The organism is Colwellia sp., from assembly GCF_013214175.1.
Taxonomy (GTDB): Bacteria; Pseudomonadota; Gammaproteobacteria; order Enterobacterales; family Alteromonadaceae; genus Colwellia.
The window spans coordinates 72,360-89,166 of record NZ_JABSPA010000005.1 but is presented as its reverse complement, the minus strand read 5'-3'; the positions used below and the strand labels follow the sequence as shown (position 1 = coordinate 89,166).

Below are 16,807 nucleotides of genomic sequence, written 5' to 3'. Positions count from 1 at the left end.
TGAAATGCTCGGGAATATAATAATTATTTATTCTGTCATTAGTTGTCTAATCGAGCTGTTAAGGCTTTTTCTGCTGGCAATAATACCGAGTGAGGTAACACTGGCTAAAATTATAAATAAGGTGACAAACAGCCAAACAAAGTCTGGTTGATAATTTAGCGAGAATTGAGATTTATAAATGAGTAAACCAGCAAGGTAAGTACCCACTATTGCGCCAGCAGCAGCAATCATGGCCGTAATAAGCCATTCAATAATATTAAGTTTTAAACAAGTCATTCGATTAAAACCAAAACTCATAATAATACTATTCTTCTTTTGCTCGTTCGCTTCAACCGCATTAATTGACGCCAATATAACGATGCCAGCCAGTAAGATAATTAGCATTGAGAAGCCTGATATCACCTTAGTTATCATGGCTAAAAGATTGTCGAAACGCTCGGTCATCTGCTGCAATGACACCATACGCAGAGTCGGAAATTTTTGCCATAACTCAGCTAACAGTGGCTGCTGTTGCTCACTTACTTCTAAGCTTGCCATGCTGTAATGGTTAGCTTGAATATGGGCGATCGCTGCTGTTGGTATTTGTATCCAAAAGGTAATAGAGCCGTTACCTGGTTTGAACTCATGACTGGCTGTTATGATAAAGCTATAACGTTGGCCAGAGATAATAAAAGTTAATTCATCACCTAACGACAGACCCATATCGGTCAGCACTTCTTGCTCAACCGATACTTGTTGCCAATTATCGCTATCAGCTTGCCACCAAGTACCCGAAAGAAGGCGATTATTACTTGGCAGCTGGTTATTCCAATGCATTCTAATTTCACGGGAGAAAGTGGCCAAACTATCACTTGGTTTGTCCGTATGCTCAGCCAGTGATTGCTCATTAATTTCAATTAGCTTGGCTTGCATATAACTTTTATTTTGACGAATAATAATATTATGTTCACTGGCCCAGTTTTTCAGGTAACTCAGCTGATCATTGGTTGCTTTCGACACCATTAAGTTGCCATCATGCTGTCGCTGATAAGATGACATAGTCTTGCCTAAATCATGCATTAACATCAGGGTAAACAGCAATAAAAACGCCGATAACCCGACACCTAAAATTTGGGTACTTTTACTGACTAAACGTTGTTTCATCATAAAAAATACAAAGGGTAATAAACCTGATAAATTTTGCGTAAATTTTTCTCCTAAGGTTAATACTAACCAACTTAATAGCAGTATTAATACTATGGTCACCAACATTGCGCCTACTAGCATCATGGTTAATAAAGCATTATCTGAGTAAGCCAAAACAACTATCACTAATACCGCGACAGAGACCAGCTTTTGGCCAAAGTTACTGCCAGTATTTTTTGCGCTAGTAAATAACTTACCGACACTGCTATTAAGTAATGAGTACCAAACCGGTAAGTAAAACAAAGCAAATATCAGACTAATAAAAGCCAAGGTTTTCAGGCTAAGACCATAATGCCATTGCCACTGTAAATTTGGAAAATTGTCAGTTAAATAATGAATGATCAACCAATGACAAGCTGCAGCAGCAAGTAGCGCAATAGGCAATAATAACAACAGGGAAAAGCACCATTTCAATATTGAAACGACAATGCCCGTGCTTTTTGATGCGCCTAAGCTCATACAGACAGCAGAAAAATATTGCTCTTTGTTTTGGTGTTTTAATGCTATTTGTTCAATGGCAATAGCCGCCATAAAGAATAAAATAATAGATGCTAGGCCAATAAAATTTTCTGTGCGTTGCCAAAACAATGCCAGTGGGTGATTACCTTGTTTATGAACAAGTTGCGCTGCTGGTAAATGTTGTTGTTGCCAGTCTTGTAAGGACGATAATTGTGTTGAATCAAGGGCTAACAAATAACGATAATTAATAAGGTTTTCACTAAAGTTAAGTTTTGCCATATCGGCAATATTTATCATGGCGCGCATAGCAACATTATGGCCTGCCATTAATCTATCTGGCTCATGTTTGATTAGCTTGGTGAAGACAAATTCTTGCTTGGCAATATGAACAATATCGCCAGTTTTTAGGTTAAAACTGGCGAACAAGCGGCTATCAAACCAAATTTCACCTTGTTTGGGACCAGTTAAACTTTGCTCTGTATTACCAGCTAGTGAAGTCGCGGTTAGCAACTCTCCTTGTAAGGGATAACTATCAGCCACTGCTTTTAAACTAATATATTGCCAGCTGTCTTGATGACTGAAGTTAATTTTAATTTGCTGCGTTGCTACCAATTCTTTTACCTGTTCAGATAAATCATTAACCTGTTGGTTGGTAAAAGGTTGCCGCTGACTTATTTTCGCATCGGCGCCTAATAATCCTTGTAGATTTTGCGTTAAATACTGCTGAACACTAAAACTCGATTGGGTTAACGCCAACATAAAAATAAGCAATATCGTTTGTGTCCAGCGTAATAATCGTTGCTGTGGCAAATGGTATTCCTGGCGATAAAACTGCCAAGCCAATTTAGTTCTTTCTAATAAGGTTCTGCTTTCTATTAAGGCTCTACTTGTTATTAACATGCTGCCTCCAAGTGTCCTATTTTAGTGTTGTAACCTTTGAGCTGAGTTAAGCCGTCATGGGTTAAGTTAAAAACATGTTCGGCTTTATTGGCTAATACCTGACTGTGAGTCACCATGATCAAAGCGGCATTGCTGTCTTTACAACAATTGAGCAATATATTGGCAATATCTCCAGCACTTTTTTCATCTAGATTACCTGTCGGTTCATCGGCAAAAATAAAGCGAGGCTCAAAAACTAACGCTCTGGCAATAGCTACTCTTTGCTGTTCTCCGCCACTGAGTTCATTTGGGTTATGGTGAATACGGTCTTGCAAACCTACTTTTGTCAACATCACTTTCGCTTTGCTAATAGCCTCTTTATCACCACGTAACTTTAGCGGCAAAGCTACATTATTAAGCGCCGTTAACTCGGGCAGTAAATGAAATTGCTGAAAGATAAAACCAATATCCGGTCGTAGCGCTTCTAAACTAGACTCTTGTTTACCTTTGACACCGTCTTTAACATAAACACCTTGCCCTGAGCTAGGTAGCTCTAAACCTGACATCAACATCAGCAAGCTAGACTTTCCCGCACCGGATGGTCCCATAATGGCGTACGACTGCCCTTGTCTTATGGTGAGGTTTAGCTGTTCGAATAAGGTGACCTTTGTATCATTAAGCGCAAATGATTGGCTAATATTACGTAATTGAATATAGCTGGCTTGAATATTACTGGAGTGAGTAGTACTAGACATGGTTTGTTGCCTTTAATTGCATCAGTTCGCATTAGTGACAACAAGGTTAAAAGGGTCGGTGTGAAATCAATGTGAAATGTTATTTCAAAACTTCCCATGTTAGGTTTTTATATCGCATCTAGATGCGAGTATTGATATCTTAATGCATGGCTAGTGTTGATATTCTTATCTATATGGCAATATTCCCAAATATTCAGCTAGTTATTTCTTTTGGAATAACTAAGAATACCCTTAGCTACTAGGCAGTTAATAATAAAAATTTATAGTTATTACTAATTGGTAGTAAAACAAAGTAATCAGCGGCCGGCGCTTTACTTATAACTCTATAGATAAAGTATTAATCAAATTATATGGGATATTAGCCATGACATTAGGTGAACAGTTAAAGAAATTACGTGCAGAAAAATCGCTAAGTCAGCCGGAACTAGCCGAACTTGCCGGTATCGAGCAATCTTATTTATCAAAACTAGAAAATGATAAGTCACTGCCTTCTAATGAAGTCTTTAGAAAGTTACTCAGTGCATTTTCGTTAACAGCGGAACAACTGATTGAGCCGCTAGAGAAAAGTTATATCAAGAAAAACTTATTAGTGATTGCTGATATCGAACAACTATATCAACAAGCAAGTGTTAAGCAGCTAAAGCAACAGCGTAATTTACTCTATATCGCCAGTAGTTTAATTGTCTTTGCTGTGACCCTGTTTTATCTTGGTTATAGCAAACAAGTTTTTAATGAAAATCTTTATGAGTATCGCTCATATGGCGTGGTGTTGGCAGGAGAGCCAAGTGATATCTTCCAGAACTGGCACGCGCTCATTAATATTAAAGATCGTAATGAGAAAGATGAAATTATGCGACAGCAAAAAGTTGTTATGGCGCAGCGTAGTGACATTCTGGTAAAGCTAATCCCTGAAAACAAAGGCTACTATTTTGAGATGCCCGTCGAAGGGGGTAGTCGTTTATTCCAAAGATCAAAACATGACATGCCTTTACAACAACCCAGAGCTATCAACGCTTGGTTGCAAGTATTGGGTGTTCTGTTAATGATTAGCGGTATTATGGGCTTTGTCTTAGAACGTCGTTTGTTTAAATTGCCCCGTTAGCGTTCATAAGCAACGATTATTTCGTATAGTTTAATCGTTGCTTATCAGTATATTAACTTAGCTTGTGTGATAGTAATTTATAGGTCTTTTCATTGGCTAATGAGCAATTAGAGACACTCGATTTTGCTTGTCCTAATAAATCGGTATTTTTGTCTTTAATATAGGTGATGCTCATGGCTATTTCGTGAATAGCAGCTGTTTGTTCCTGTGTCGATCCTGAAATAGTTTCCGTCATTTGATTTATGGTTTCTACATAACTCATAACATCAGATAGGGTAATACATGAAGTCTCAATATTAGAAAGATTGGCAAGGCTGTTATCTTTGCACTTTTCAACATTGGTGACGGCATGTTTAGTGAGTAATTGCAGCTCATTAATAATTTCAGTTATTCGCCTTGTTGATAATTGCGTTCTGTCGGCGAGGTTCCTTACTTCGTCAGCGACAACTGAAAAACCCCTGCCATGTGCTCCAGCACGTGCCGCTTCAATTGCGGCATTAAGTGCTAATAAATTTGTTTGCTCGGCAATACTTCTAATTTCATTAATAAAGTCGCCGATGGATTGGCATTTTTTTTCTAGTAAACTGATATCCGCTGAAGAATTTACCAGCTCATCGGCATTACCAGATAATGATGAAGCTAACTTATCAAGTTGAGTTTTATTGAGCGTTACATGTTTTGCTATTTCTTGTGCTGTATCGGTAGTTAGCTGAATATTTTGTGCCACTTCCCGAGCACTTGCTTCTAATTCTATGGTCGCAGCAGATACTTGCTCACATTGGGCTGATTGTTCAATAAGGTTAGCCTCGGTCAGTTGAGCATTTTGTTCGACTTGCACACTGACCGTTTGCAAGTCTTTAACGGCTTTATTCATTTTATCGGTAAATCTAATAAAACGGTTAACGGCGTCCACTACCTCGCCAAATTCATCATCTGTTTCTTTCGGAATTTGTAAGGAGAAATCCCTACTTTTAACAATATTTTCAATGCTTGCGACGGCATTTCTAATAGGCAAAATAACAATGTTTATTAACTTAAAAATGAAGACAGATAATGCAATTGAAATAATAATAAACAAGCTAAAAGATATAGTCGTGGCGAAGGTCTCTTCTTTTTCTATGAATGCAGTTGCATCAGTGATAGAAACTTGTAATAAGGATTCTGCATTATGTATTGCTGCGCGCATATCGCCGATAAGGCCTTGAGTAGGTGATAAACCAATTTCACGGTTAATATCGGCATAGGAGTTTATTGAATTTTGATAATTATTAATCAAATTGGTTATGTTTAGGTTATTGGGAAAGCGGGATTTTAATTCAGTTATGCTGATGGCAAGCTTAGTGAGATATTCTTCGTTATTTCTAAGCATGTAATCTTTTTCATGCCGACGCATAGTAAGTAAAATTACTTGGCTTGCTAAATCACTTTGAGATGCGAAAGCTTTTTCTAATTCATGGGTAGCACTACGTAGTTGGGCATATTGTCCTGAGTTTTTGTCTAGGCCCTTAATTACCATTAGTTCAGTTAGTTGGCTGAATGTGTTTTTATACCTCGAAAATAAGTTTGTTAGTTGAGTTAATTGAATATCAGCATGTATGTTTGTATTTTGTTGCTCAATATCTTTTAAAAGGGTAACAAGTAATAAATTATTTTTATTGAATTTTTCTAGATATTTCAACTTTTTCCGAAGCATAAAATCTTTTTCATTACGACGTAATTGCAGCGAATATATTTTTAATTGTTGAACATCATGTTTTAGCTTTTTAAGCTGGCCTATTTGGTTATTAAAATAACTTGTTGTAGTTAGCAGCAGTAACAATGCAAAAATAACCGCTGCTAATAGGATGAGTAGTTTTCGTCTAAGTGATAGGGTTTGGGAAGGCATAAAGAATCTCCGTATTTTAAATTATTCAACCTTGAATACACTAAAGGTAGCACAAATCAAAATAACCAATAATCTTAATAGTTATCATTTAGAATAAGGGTTTAAATATACATTATACAGTTACTCTATTTAGCCGCTTTGAATTGATAGCTGCCCTAAATGATAAGTTGGCAGCATCACTTTTTATTGCTCTAAACGGTAAAGACCTTGCTTACAGGTAAATCACGAATACGTGTTTTGCTGGCGTGATAAATAGCATTTGTGATACTTGGCGCGACTGGTGGTACACCGGGCTCACCAATACCACCCGGAGGTGCGTCAGACTTAACAATATGAACATGCATTTCAGGTACTTGGCCAATACGTGCTACCGGGTAATCATGAAAGTTACTTTGCTGTACCTGGCCATCTTTTACTGATATCTCACCCATCAAAGCAATGGATAAACCAAATACCATAGCACCTTCCATTTGTGCTTTAACCCTATCAGGGGTAATCACAATGCCGCAATCTACCGCGGTATGCATTTCAAGTACGGTGACTTTATTGTTAACTACTTCCACCTTAGTTGCTGCGGCAACAAAAGAGCCAAAGCTACGTAAAAAGCTAATACCCCAACCTTGGTTTTCTGGCAGTTCTTGCTCAACCTTTGCCTTATCACTAATTAAGTTGATTAGGTCTTTCATGCGTTTGGTATCAATTGGGTGGGCAGCTAAGTCTAAATTATAATTAGAGTATTTGAAGCCATTGTCATTTGGATCGACATGACGATCTGCACCGAGTAAATTGAGCCACATCTGTCTGGTGGGCAGTTTTGCTTTTACTGCTAATTCATCGACAAAAGAACCCAAAGCAAAGCCGTTATTGATACAGGCAACTGAGCGAACCCAGCCAGGTCTAACAAAAGAATCGACCGCATGTTTTTCGATGCTTAAATTTTTTAAGGCAAAGGGAATATCACCAAAACCAAGCGCTAGCTGATTATCACTAGGAACTTTAGCTTCGGCATTCCACAACCAACCAATAGGTGGGTAAGCATTACGACTTATCCAATGATCGGCACTGCCATTAGCTGTTAATTCTGCTTTGCAGTAATTGGCTGAAATTGAATGGTAATAGCCATGTTGAATATCATCTTCTCGACTCCAAATGACTTTTACCGGACGCTTGCTCGCCTTAGCTAGTTCAACCGCTTCAACAATAAAATCAGCCTTGGACTTACGACCAAAAGCGCCGCCCATTAGTGTGACATTAAGCTCAATATTGTCTTGTTCGTCTTTTTCTAATCCTAACTCACGGGCAACAGTACCCTTAGCCCACTGAGGGTTTTGAGTGCCGGCCCAAATGGTACACTTTTTACCGTTAACAACAGCGGTCGCTGCTGGAGTTTCCATTGGTGCATGGTGAATGTAAGGCACAGTGTAGGTTGCTGCTATGGTATTATTTTCATTATATTGATGGTTATAAACATCGCCTTTACTGGCAACTGTTTCACCTTGTTGATTCACTTGTTTGACTAACTGTTTACTAAACTCATTGCTGTTATGGTTTTGTTTGTCACCTAGTTGCCATTTGATTTTTAGTTTTTTACGGCCTTCAATAGCGGCCCAAGTATTGTTGGCTAATACTGCGACACCACCTAAAGGATTGATACCTACTGGAATGCTGCGTGTTTTGAGGGCGATAACATTGACCACACCTTTTACTTTTAAGGCTTCACTGGCATCAAAGGAGATCACTTTACCGCCAACCACAGGCGGTCTGACGATAGTGGCAATGAGCATATCGGGCAGTTGAATATCTTGGGCGTATTGCGCTTTACCGGCAACAATATCATCTAGGTCGGTTAACTTGACGTCTTTACCAATAAGTGAAAAGTCACTATTCGCTTTTAATTTAATGGTTTTGCTATCAGGCGGGGTTAGTTTGGCGGCGTGACTGGCAAGCTCACCAAAGCTAATTTTTTCACCGGTAGCGCTATGCACAACATAATGTTTATGTGCTTTAACAGCGCTACGAGGCACTTGCCAAATATTAGCGGCAGCTTGCTCAAGCATATCCCGGGCAACAGCACCTATTTGACGAATGCTGGTGAAATGATTACGAATAGACGCTGAGCCTGCGGTACCTTGTGAGCCGTATTTTGCGTCGGCTTTGGCTTGTACAACCGTTACTTTATGCCAATCAGCTTCTAGCTCTTCGGCAATAATTTGTGGCACACTGGTGCGAATACCTTGTCCCATTTCACTGCGATGACAAACTAAGGTCACCATAGAATCGCTGGCAATACTGACAAAGAAGTTTAATTCATGGCTGAGTGCGCCGGTCGATGACTTGGCTTGTGCCGTACCAACAGGCAAGCTGATACCTAAAACAAAAGCACCCGTTGAAATACCAGCAACTTTTAAGAAACCACGACGACTGACATTTTCAATAGCGTTCATGATGATGCTCCTTGCTTCTTACTAGCAAACTGGCTGGCAGAAAAAACTTCAACTTTGCTTTTATTTGAAGGTGAAGTGCTAACAGGTAAGGTGCTATCAGCTGAGTTACCTGTAGCTGAATGACTGGCTGATAAGCTACTTGCTGATGAATGAGTCGCAGCAGACTTTATTGCAGCCTTAATGCGCTTATAAGTGCCACAGCGACAAATATTACCTTGCATATGTTCAATGATTTGCTCATCGCTTGGTTGAGGAATGGCTTGTAATAACGCAGCTGCACTCATCATTTGGCCACTTTGACAATAACCACACTGGGGCACTTTGAATTCACGCCAAGCAATTTGTACGGCACTTTCACCCAATTTACCGTTATGATCTGCTAAACCTTCAATGGTGGTAATAGCTTGCTCAGCAATAGCCGAGACTGGTGTCACACAAGAGCGCATTGCCTGGCCATTAACATGTACTGTGCAAGCGCCGCACTGTCCTGCTCCGCAACCAAATTTGGTGCCGGTGAGTTTTAACTCATCACGCAGGGCATAAAGCAGTGGCATTTGTGGATTAACATCAAGCTCAACAGGCTTATTATTTAAGGTCATTTTGATCATACTGGCTCCAGGTTTTGACAGTGTGAAGGTGTGTTTTAGTGTAAGTTATTCTCTTGTTGAGAGTGTTTTAACTCTTGTCTGACTTGCTCTAAATCAGCCAAGGTATCAATATCTAATTTTGCTTTTGCACAGCCGATTGCATCTTTTTGTAAGGCATGCTGTTTTAATAGTTGTCCGGCACCTTTATCACCTTGCAGCTTTATCAATTGTGGAAAGTATTTTTCCGGGAAAATAGCGGGCGCCATTAACTGCCCATCGCACAGGGTGGCAATGATTTTATTCGGTTGTTTTTTGCTAGCACAGAGTAACGCTTGATAATGATCGGTGCTGATTAAGGCTTGATCCGCTAGGGCAATCAATACATGACTACTATGGGCTTTAATAGATTGCACCGATTCCGCTAGGGTATGGCCCATGCCTTGTGACCAGTGCTGACTGGCAATGATCGAAATTTCAGCAGGTAATCTTGTCTTAATAACATTTTTATTTGCCCCTAAAGTTACATACAAAATGTTAACGTCAGAGTGCTCAAGTAAAGGCTGTAATTTATCAATACTACTAACAATTAGCGGCTTACCATCAATGTTAGCGAGTTGTTTAATAGCGTCACAACCGACTTGATTGGGTGCTGAATCTTGAAAACGTTGGCCTTTTCCTGCCGCTAATAAAATTATATTAACTTGCATGATTCGCAACTTTCGTGATGTTGCTTATCTGACTTTGAAAGTAACCTAAAGATTGACCTGATGCTTGCTCTACTGCGGCATGTGCCTGAGATAATATGGCTAGGGCAATAGATTCTGGCAGCTCACCACCAAGATCAAAACCTATGGGGTTGGCTAATTTATTCATTAACTTATTAGGTAAGTCAGCTGTATTCATCCCTGCTTGTTCTAGTACCTGTTCCGTTCTGTGTTGTGGTCCCAATAGACCCAAATAACTAGCTTCGGCTAAATTAACTTGGCTGTTAATCAGTTGTAAGGCGCGAGCATCGAGGGAAACGTTGTGATGCATTATCACCACGGCATCAGCTTTGGGTAACAGTAGGCTCTGTTCTAGCTCAGTATAATCTTGATTAATAACGACATCGGCCTCTTTAAAATAGGCAGCTCTAGCGTAGGCGGTTCTGCTATCAACTAAACAAATAAACCAACCTAAGGTATTGGCCATTTTAACCAGTGGTTGTGCATCTAAACCTCCACCAAAAATAACTAAAGCGGGTGCTGGTTTAATAGTAATTAGAGGTTCAAGGGCGTTGACTGGCTTTGATAAAACTTGATTGTTAGCTTGATAGGGTTTTTGAACGGCGCTTTGCTCGATAGTCGAAGAGCTGCTTTCGCTATAGAAGTTATCAATATGATAAAAACAAGGGTTACGGTTATCGAGTTGGCTTTTTAAAGTGACTAAGTCGAGGTAGTTATTATCACGGTTAATCGGTTGTAGTAATACCTTCACTAAACCGCCGCAACCTATGCCCAGTTGCCAGGCAATATCGCTATCATCTTGCATATCGTAACAGACAGTAATGTTAGTGTTTTTATGCCAACATTTTTGTGCTTGCCGCATTAAATCTGCTTCTAGGCAGCCACCGCTTAATAGGCCATAACTTTTGCCTTGGCTATTAATGAACATCATAGCGCCCGCTTTACGGTAAGAGGAACGTTGGGTTTCAATGATGCTGGCAAGCACCCATTGGCAGGAGTCTTTTTCGGTAAACCAATTAGCTAATAATGCTTTGAGGCGATTACTCATTTATTATTGCGTTCGCTTATAAAGTGAATTAGCCAAGATAAATGAGAAAGTCGCCAAATTAAACTGTTGTCGATAATTAAAATGTAAGTAATTAATTAATGTATTTACTCTACCTTGCGTCTACTGCAGCGTTTTGTTGGTTAATGGCAATTTTAGGTTGCCATTCTAACCAGTCTTTATCGACACCTTGATGTAAGACGAAACTTGCTGGGAGTGATGTCGAGTCTTTATCAAGCTCAGGTGTAGCAAAGGCAATGCCACCAGCAATCAGAGTTTCTATCGATTCAGAATCAATACTTACCCCAGAGAAAATGCCGGCTTCAATCTTGATACCACTGGTATTCCAAAACTGACTTTGGCCGTTTACGAGTGGCGCGTAACGTTTGGCAATATTGATAAAAATATTCACCTGATCAGCTGTCGGTGATAAATCAATACCAATGACTTTACCTACCTTAATTTGACGATACAAAATAGGGTTGCCGACACGTACCGAACCAAGTCGTGCGGCAGTTAACTTAACATTTAAGCCATAAGCTAATTGCTCAACCGTAGGTGCTAATTCAAGGGCTTGAAACTCATATTTCTGCTTAGTCTCTGCTGAATGCGAAGGTAATAAACCAATAAAAGCACCATCGAGTAAAGCGGCAACATTTTTTGAACCGACTAAGCCTATTTGTGGTTCAATTTTCCAAAATTTAGTACCTTGTCTAGCGTATTGACTACCTAAATCATTGAGTAACACCAGTGTGGTAACGCCAACTTTATTTTTGCTAAAAATTAAACGCTCAACCACACCGACGGCTTGTTCTTGATAGACCACCTTGGTATTTACTTTTAAGCCGGAAATATCATTAAATTGGATACTAATTGCCTGGCCGGCGTCTTTGGCATGTTCTTCATGTTTAAATAAGGTAAACGTTGCCAGTTCTTCAACTGGCGCTTTCGTTGTTAACGAACTCGTTAGTGCCGTGTCTGGAGTGTAAAAGCTGATACCACCACGTAAAATGGCATCAAGTGATTCAGTTTTTACTACGAAGTCGCTGATACCACCAGAAATACTAATACCGCCCGCATTATAGAAGCGGCTGGTACTTTGTAATAAATCTCGGTGCTCTTCATCAATGGTGATGCTGACTTTAATATTATCATCTGCCTTATCTAGGCTGACATTATCCACTTGACCAATGGTTATACCGCGGTAACTAACCGCACTACCCGGTGTTGCTACGCTGGCGTGTTCAGTGAGTAAGGTAAGTTGTAAACCTGGCGCGCTGGCCGATTTTACCGGCGGTTTGTTAAATAAGTTAAACTGCGTTTGTACATCACCTTGACCCAAGTTAAAGGTGATGTAAGTACCACCAAACAAAGCATCAGTATCGCTAGCACCGGACAGGCTTAAACTGGGCTTAACTAAGTAAAATTGGGTATTTTCCTTTAAGATATACTGATATTTAGCTAATAAACCTAACTGTAATTGCTGGTATTCCCCTTGGCTATGAACTTGATGAATGGCACCAATTTCAATACCACGATATAAAACACGGGTGTTGGTGCTTACTTGTTCACTGGCAGCAATATTCAGGGTAAAGCTCACATTTTGCTCGGCCAGTTTGTTATTAGCATACAGTGAAAAACTATCACCATTTTTAACCAATTTCCTTTGTGTATCTTGATTATTGCTATGGCTATTTCTTTGATTAGAAAAAGCAATACCACCGGTTAACATACTCTGTAGTGATTGGGCTTGAATATCGATCCCCAGTAAACTTGCCGATATCTTCACGCCGGAATTATTGTAAAATCGACTGCTATGATTCACATAATGACTAAATTCGGGTTGCACATGAATATGAATTAAATGGCGCTCAGGTGCCGTGGTTTCAATGGCTTGTATATTACCTACTACTTGCTGCTTGTAATAAACATTGCTACCCACTTGTAATGAGCTACGGTCATTACTGGTTAACATTAAGTGCAAACCTGGTTCGCTATATTTATAAGGTGGCTTATTACTAAACACTTTAAATTTGTTGCGAGGTTTTCCTGCTAACGAAGGCCTGATGCTAATGTAGCTACCGGTTAATAAGGTCTTAGCGTTAGATAAGCCGGTAAGACTAATTTGTGGGGCAACAATATAGAATTGAGATTGCTCTGTTAAATAAGGAACGACACGTGGATTCACTTTAGCAATAGCGGTAATTTTTCGACTAACGGGGTCTATTTTACTAAATGACTCAATAACACCAATTGTAAGGCCTTGGTATAAAATTGCTGCATTGTGATCAATGCCAGAATTCCAATCCAAGGTTAACTCTACTTCATGACCCATTTCAGCGGATTGAAAATCAGCATGTAAGGGAAATTCTTGGCCATTTTTGGCTGGAGCTAAATCTTTTTGGTAACTTAAAGTATCTACTGCAATGCCGCCCGCCATTATCGAAGCTAAAGAATCGGTATTGATTTTAACTCCACCAGAGAGTGAGGCAGTAACTTGTATGCCACTGGTGTTATAAAATAAAGAGTTCTCCTTTACCAAATGGGCAAACTCGGGTTCAATGAAAATGTTAATGGCAATTTTCTTACTGCTTTCTATATAGTGATAACCTGTGACATAGCCAATGGGAATTTGTTTGAAGCTAATAGGTGAATTTTCACTAATAGAGCCTAATACGTCGGTATGTAAGGTCAGGTGTAAGCCTGGGGTCGACATATCTAACGTCGGTGCTTCTGTTAAGGCAATAAAGTGATCCTGACTCTCGGCATCATTTCTGGTATCAGGCAGGATAGTGATATAACTACCCGAAATTAGCGTTTCTAAGCCAGAGACACCTTGCAAAGAAATATCAGCACTAACTAACCAAAAACGGGTGTTTTTGGTTAAGTAATTAGCAAAGTTTTTAGAAATTTCAACTTCGGCAATAACGCGTTGCAAGTCTGCCGAAGGTACAACTTTTTTTACTAAGCCGGTTATTAGGCCTTTAAAGCGAACTTCAGTTTTATTGGGCACTATGCCTGAGCCATTATCAAACTCTATGGTGATCAAGGTACCTTGTTCAGAAACTACCTTTACCGTAAGCCATAAGCCAAAAATTAAGGCAATAAAAGGCACAAACCAAATAATAGATATGCCCTGACGTGGGACAACTTCAGCATGGTTTTTGTCAGTGCTTTGATTATGCTCAGAGGCAGCAATATCTTTGTTATGGGTCATTTCTATCCTTTTTCTTCTGGTAAAGTTCTTGGTAGAGTGTCTGTGGAAATTGGTGCTTGTGCTGTTGCCTTCTTATCCCATAACAAGCGAGGGTCAAAACTATTGGCAGCAAACATGGTAAAAATTACTGTAATGGTAAAGTAATTTATCGCGGGACCTGCGGCTACCGAGGTAACAAAACCAAGCTCTACTACGGTAACCATTAAAGCAACAACAAAGACATCAAGCATTGACCAAGGTCCTAAAAATTCAAGTGCATGGTAAAATTTGCTATGTTTGTCTGGTTTTAAACGTATGCCTGTATGTACTTTGTAAACTAACACAAATAAGCCAATAATTTTTAATAAAGGCACTATGATACTGGCAGTAAAAATAATGATGGCTATCGGATATAAACCATAATCAATAAATTCGCCGATACCGGACAAAATGGTGGCTTCACTTGGTATACCCAATTGATAGACAATCATTATCGGATAAAGGTTCGCCGGAATAAAGGCGATTAAGGCGGCAACATTCCAAGCTAAAGTGTATTGTAAAGAGTTCTGTTTACGTTGATAAAACATGCCGTGACAGCGGCTACACTGCTGCGGTTCGGCCTGTAAACTATTAAGCTTATGGCATTTAGGACATAAAGCTAAGCCCTTACTTTTAGCTGTGTTCATTAGCACAATTCCTCGGGAAAGCCCGCTCTAACTTATCCCAGATATAATCTTGGTCGAGTGCCGCAGCTGACATGGTAGAGCAAATTAGCCAGAAGACAAAAGCAAATAAGCCAAGGTTGATTGATAGTTCAGTATCATCAATCAACTTATACATAGATACAACAATGCCAAGCATAAAAACATTGAGCATAGCCCAGTTATCAAGGTAATGATAAGCGCGAAAAAAGTTTAGCAGTGAAGGTTTCAGTTTGTGAAATTTAAAACTGTAGGAAATATAAAATGCGCCGGCTAAGCGGACAATGGGCACAGCAATAGCAAAGAGAAAGACCAAACAGGCGATCATAAAAAAGCCACGGTCAATCAGAACCAAGATACAATCAAATAATGACGCTTGATGGAATTGCCCAGCTAAGGTAACACCCATGATAGGCAATAAAATTGCTGGTAACATTAGCATTAAACCGGCAAGCGACCAGTTAAAGCTACGCTCAATGGAGTCAACCTTACGTTCAATTAAGGTGCTGCCACAGCGGTTGCATTTGGCCAGTTGTCCTTGTTTTAATTGCGGCTTGTCATAGAGTGCATCACACTGCTGACAAGCGACAAAGAATGTCGGGTTAATTTTGCTGTTCATTTAGCTGCGATTTATCCATTAATTGCGATTTTCCCATTAAATGACTAATTTTCAATTTAGTTGTTAGCTGTCTACTTAATTTCGAATTATGCAAAAATATCATAAAAAAAAAGCAGCGATAAACGCTGCTTTTTTTAGATATTTGCTAATGAAGCAAGCAAGTCATTATTATTTTAATGACGTGATGTATTGTGCAACCGCTTCAATATCAGCATCTGATAATTTAATGGCGATGTTACGCATAATACCATTGTTATCATTACCACGACTGCCGTCACGGAAACTAGTAAGTTGCTTTTTCAAGTAATCTTTACTTTGACCAGTAATACTTGGGAAGCCAGCTTGTTTCATGCCTTTACCTGCAACACCATGACAAGCAATACAAGCAGTAACACCTTTATTAGCATCGCCGCCAATGTATAATTTATGTCCGACTTCATTTGACTCGCCAGTACCTGCATTTTTGCTTTGCACAGCAAAGAAAGCGGCTAAGTCGTTCATGTCTTCTTTCGATAACGCTGCAACCATACCCGCCATTACTGGGTCGTTACGATCGCCTGATTTGAAATCAGCTAGTTGCTTTGCAATATAGTTAGCACTTTGTCCCGCAAGGCTAGGGTACATAGGTACTAAGCTGTTACCGTCAGCGCCATGACAAGCGGCACAGGCTAGTGCTTTATCTTTACCGGCTGCTACATTACCTGCATAAATTGCTGATGCTGGGGTAGAAGCGACAATTTCAACATTACCAGCAGCTGGAGCACTTACTGGCGCTGCATCTGTACTAGAGCCAGTACTTGCTGATGCTGCCGCTTGCTCATTGGCACTAGGTAAACCAGAAAAATGAGCCGCTAAATCAGCCATATCTGCTTCAGATAAGTTAGCCGCCATAGGCGCCATCATGGCATCGGTACGTGCGCCAGATTTAAAATCTTTTAATTGCTTAATGATATAAGCGTCATTTTGACCGGCAAGGTTAGGGAACATAGGACTTGCACTAACACCTGTAGGACCGTGACAGGCGCTACAAGTGACTGATTTTTCTTTACCTGCGTTAGCATCTGCGGCTTGTACAGCACTTACGGAACTTAAGGCTACAAGTAGCGAAAAGATAATTTTTTTCATTGAGTTGCTCTCTGCTTGTCATTAATCACTTAGCTTTTTGAATATTATAATAGCTATCTAATTAAAAAATGATAAAAAAGTATGATGGATGTGTCGGCAT

General features: G+C 39.6%; 12 protein-coding genes. 1 reads left to right on the top strand and 11 read right to left on the bottom strand.

All coding sequences use genetic code 11. The features are described from left to right. Positions 1-27 precede the first annotated feature (27 nt). Both HRT55_RS13250 and HRT55_RS13245 read right to left on the bottom strand, forming a co-directional pair. Complete coding sequence (locus HRT55_RS13250) at positions 28-2,544, bottom strand: FtsX-like permease family protein (RefSeq protein ID WP_291621995.1); 2,517 nt, start codon at positions 2,542-2,544, stop codon at positions 28-30. Further along, positions 2,538-3,278 carry an ABC transporter ATP-binding protein gene (locus HRT55_RS13245; RefSeq protein WP_291621994.1) on the bottom strand — a complete coding sequence of 247 codons (741 nt, stop codon included), beginning with the start codon at positions 3,276-3,278 and terminating at the stop codon, positions 2,538-2,540. Before HRT55_RS13245 ends, HRT55_RS13250 begins: the two co-directional genes overlap by 7 nt. 364 nt (positions 3,279-3,642) lie before the next feature. Here HRT55_RS13245 and HRT55_RS13240 point away from each other — a divergent pair, with 364 nt between their 5' ends. Next, the gene (locus HRT55_RS13240) at positions 3,643-4,380 is read left to right on the top strand and encodes a helix-turn-helix transcriptional regulator (RefSeq protein WP_291621993.1); all 738 of its coding nucleotides are present in this window, start codon (positions 3,643-3,645) and stop codon (positions 4,378-4,380) included. Positions 4,381-4,432: 52 nt separating this feature from the next. Here the strand turns inward: HRT55_RS13240 and HRT55_RS13235 are convergent, their stop codons facing one another. The 9 genes from HRT55_RS13235 to HRT55_RS13195 form a co-directional block, all read right to left on the bottom strand. Beyond that, positions 4,433-6,265, bottom strand: a complete 1,833-nt coding sequence (locus HRT55_RS13235) for a methyl-accepting chemotaxis protein (RefSeq protein ID WP_291621991.1) — start codon at positions 6,263-6,265, stop codon at positions 4,433-4,435. A gap of 191 nt (positions 6,266-6,456) precedes the next feature. Then, positions 6,457-8,709 (bottom strand): molybdopterin cofactor-binding domain-containing protein, encoded by a 2,253-nt coding sequence (locus HRT55_RS13230; protein WP_291621989.1) that lies wholly within the window; start codon positions 8,707-8,709, stop codon positions 6,457-6,459. Beyond that, positions 8,706-9,317 (bottom strand): (2Fe-2S)-binding protein, encoded by a 612-nt coding sequence (locus HRT55_RS13225; RefSeq protein ID WP_291621986.1) that lies wholly within the window; start codon positions 9,315-9,317, stop codon positions 8,706-8,708. Before HRT55_RS13225 ends, HRT55_RS13230 begins: the two co-directional genes overlap by 4 nt. Positions 9,318-9,352: 35 nt before the next feature. Then, entirely contained in the window at positions 9,353-10,003 is a 651-nt protein-coding gene (locus HRT55_RS13220; RefSeq protein WP_291621985.1) for a nucleotidyltransferase family protein, read from the bottom strand. Continuing rightward, a complete protein-coding gene (locus HRT55_RS13215) occupies positions 9,993-11,069 on the bottom strand; it encodes an XdhC family protein (RefSeq protein WP_291621983.1) in 1,077 nt (358 codons plus the stop codon). The genes HRT55_RS13220 and HRT55_RS13215 overlap by 11 nt, the downstream gene beginning before the upstream one ends. Before the next feature lie 109 nt (positions 11,070-11,178). After that, positions 11,179-14,283, bottom strand: a complete 3,105-nt coding sequence (locus HRT55_RS13210; RefSeq protein ID WP_291621981.1) for an MlaD family protein — start codon at positions 14,281-14,283, stop codon at positions 11,179-11,181. A 2-nt stretch (positions 14,284-14,285) separates the two neighbouring features. Continuing rightward, entirely contained in the window at positions 14,286-14,948 is a 663-nt protein-coding gene (locus tag HRT55_RS13205) for a paraquat-inducible protein A (RefSeq protein WP_291621979.1), read from the bottom strand. After that, entirely contained in the window at positions 14,935-15,582 is a 648-nt protein-coding gene (locus HRT55_RS13200; RefSeq protein WP_291621978.1) for a paraquat-inducible protein A, read from the bottom strand. The genes HRT55_RS13205 and HRT55_RS13200 overlap by 14 nt, the downstream gene beginning before the upstream one ends. Before the next feature lie 168 nt (positions 15,583-15,750). Beyond that, positions 15,751-16,707, bottom strand: coding sequence for a c-type cytochrome (locus tag HRT55_RS13195; RefSeq protein WP_291621976.1), 957 nt, complete (start codon positions 16,705-16,707; stop codon positions 15,751-15,753). Between the last annotated feature and the right edge of the window lie 100 nt (positions 16,708-16,807).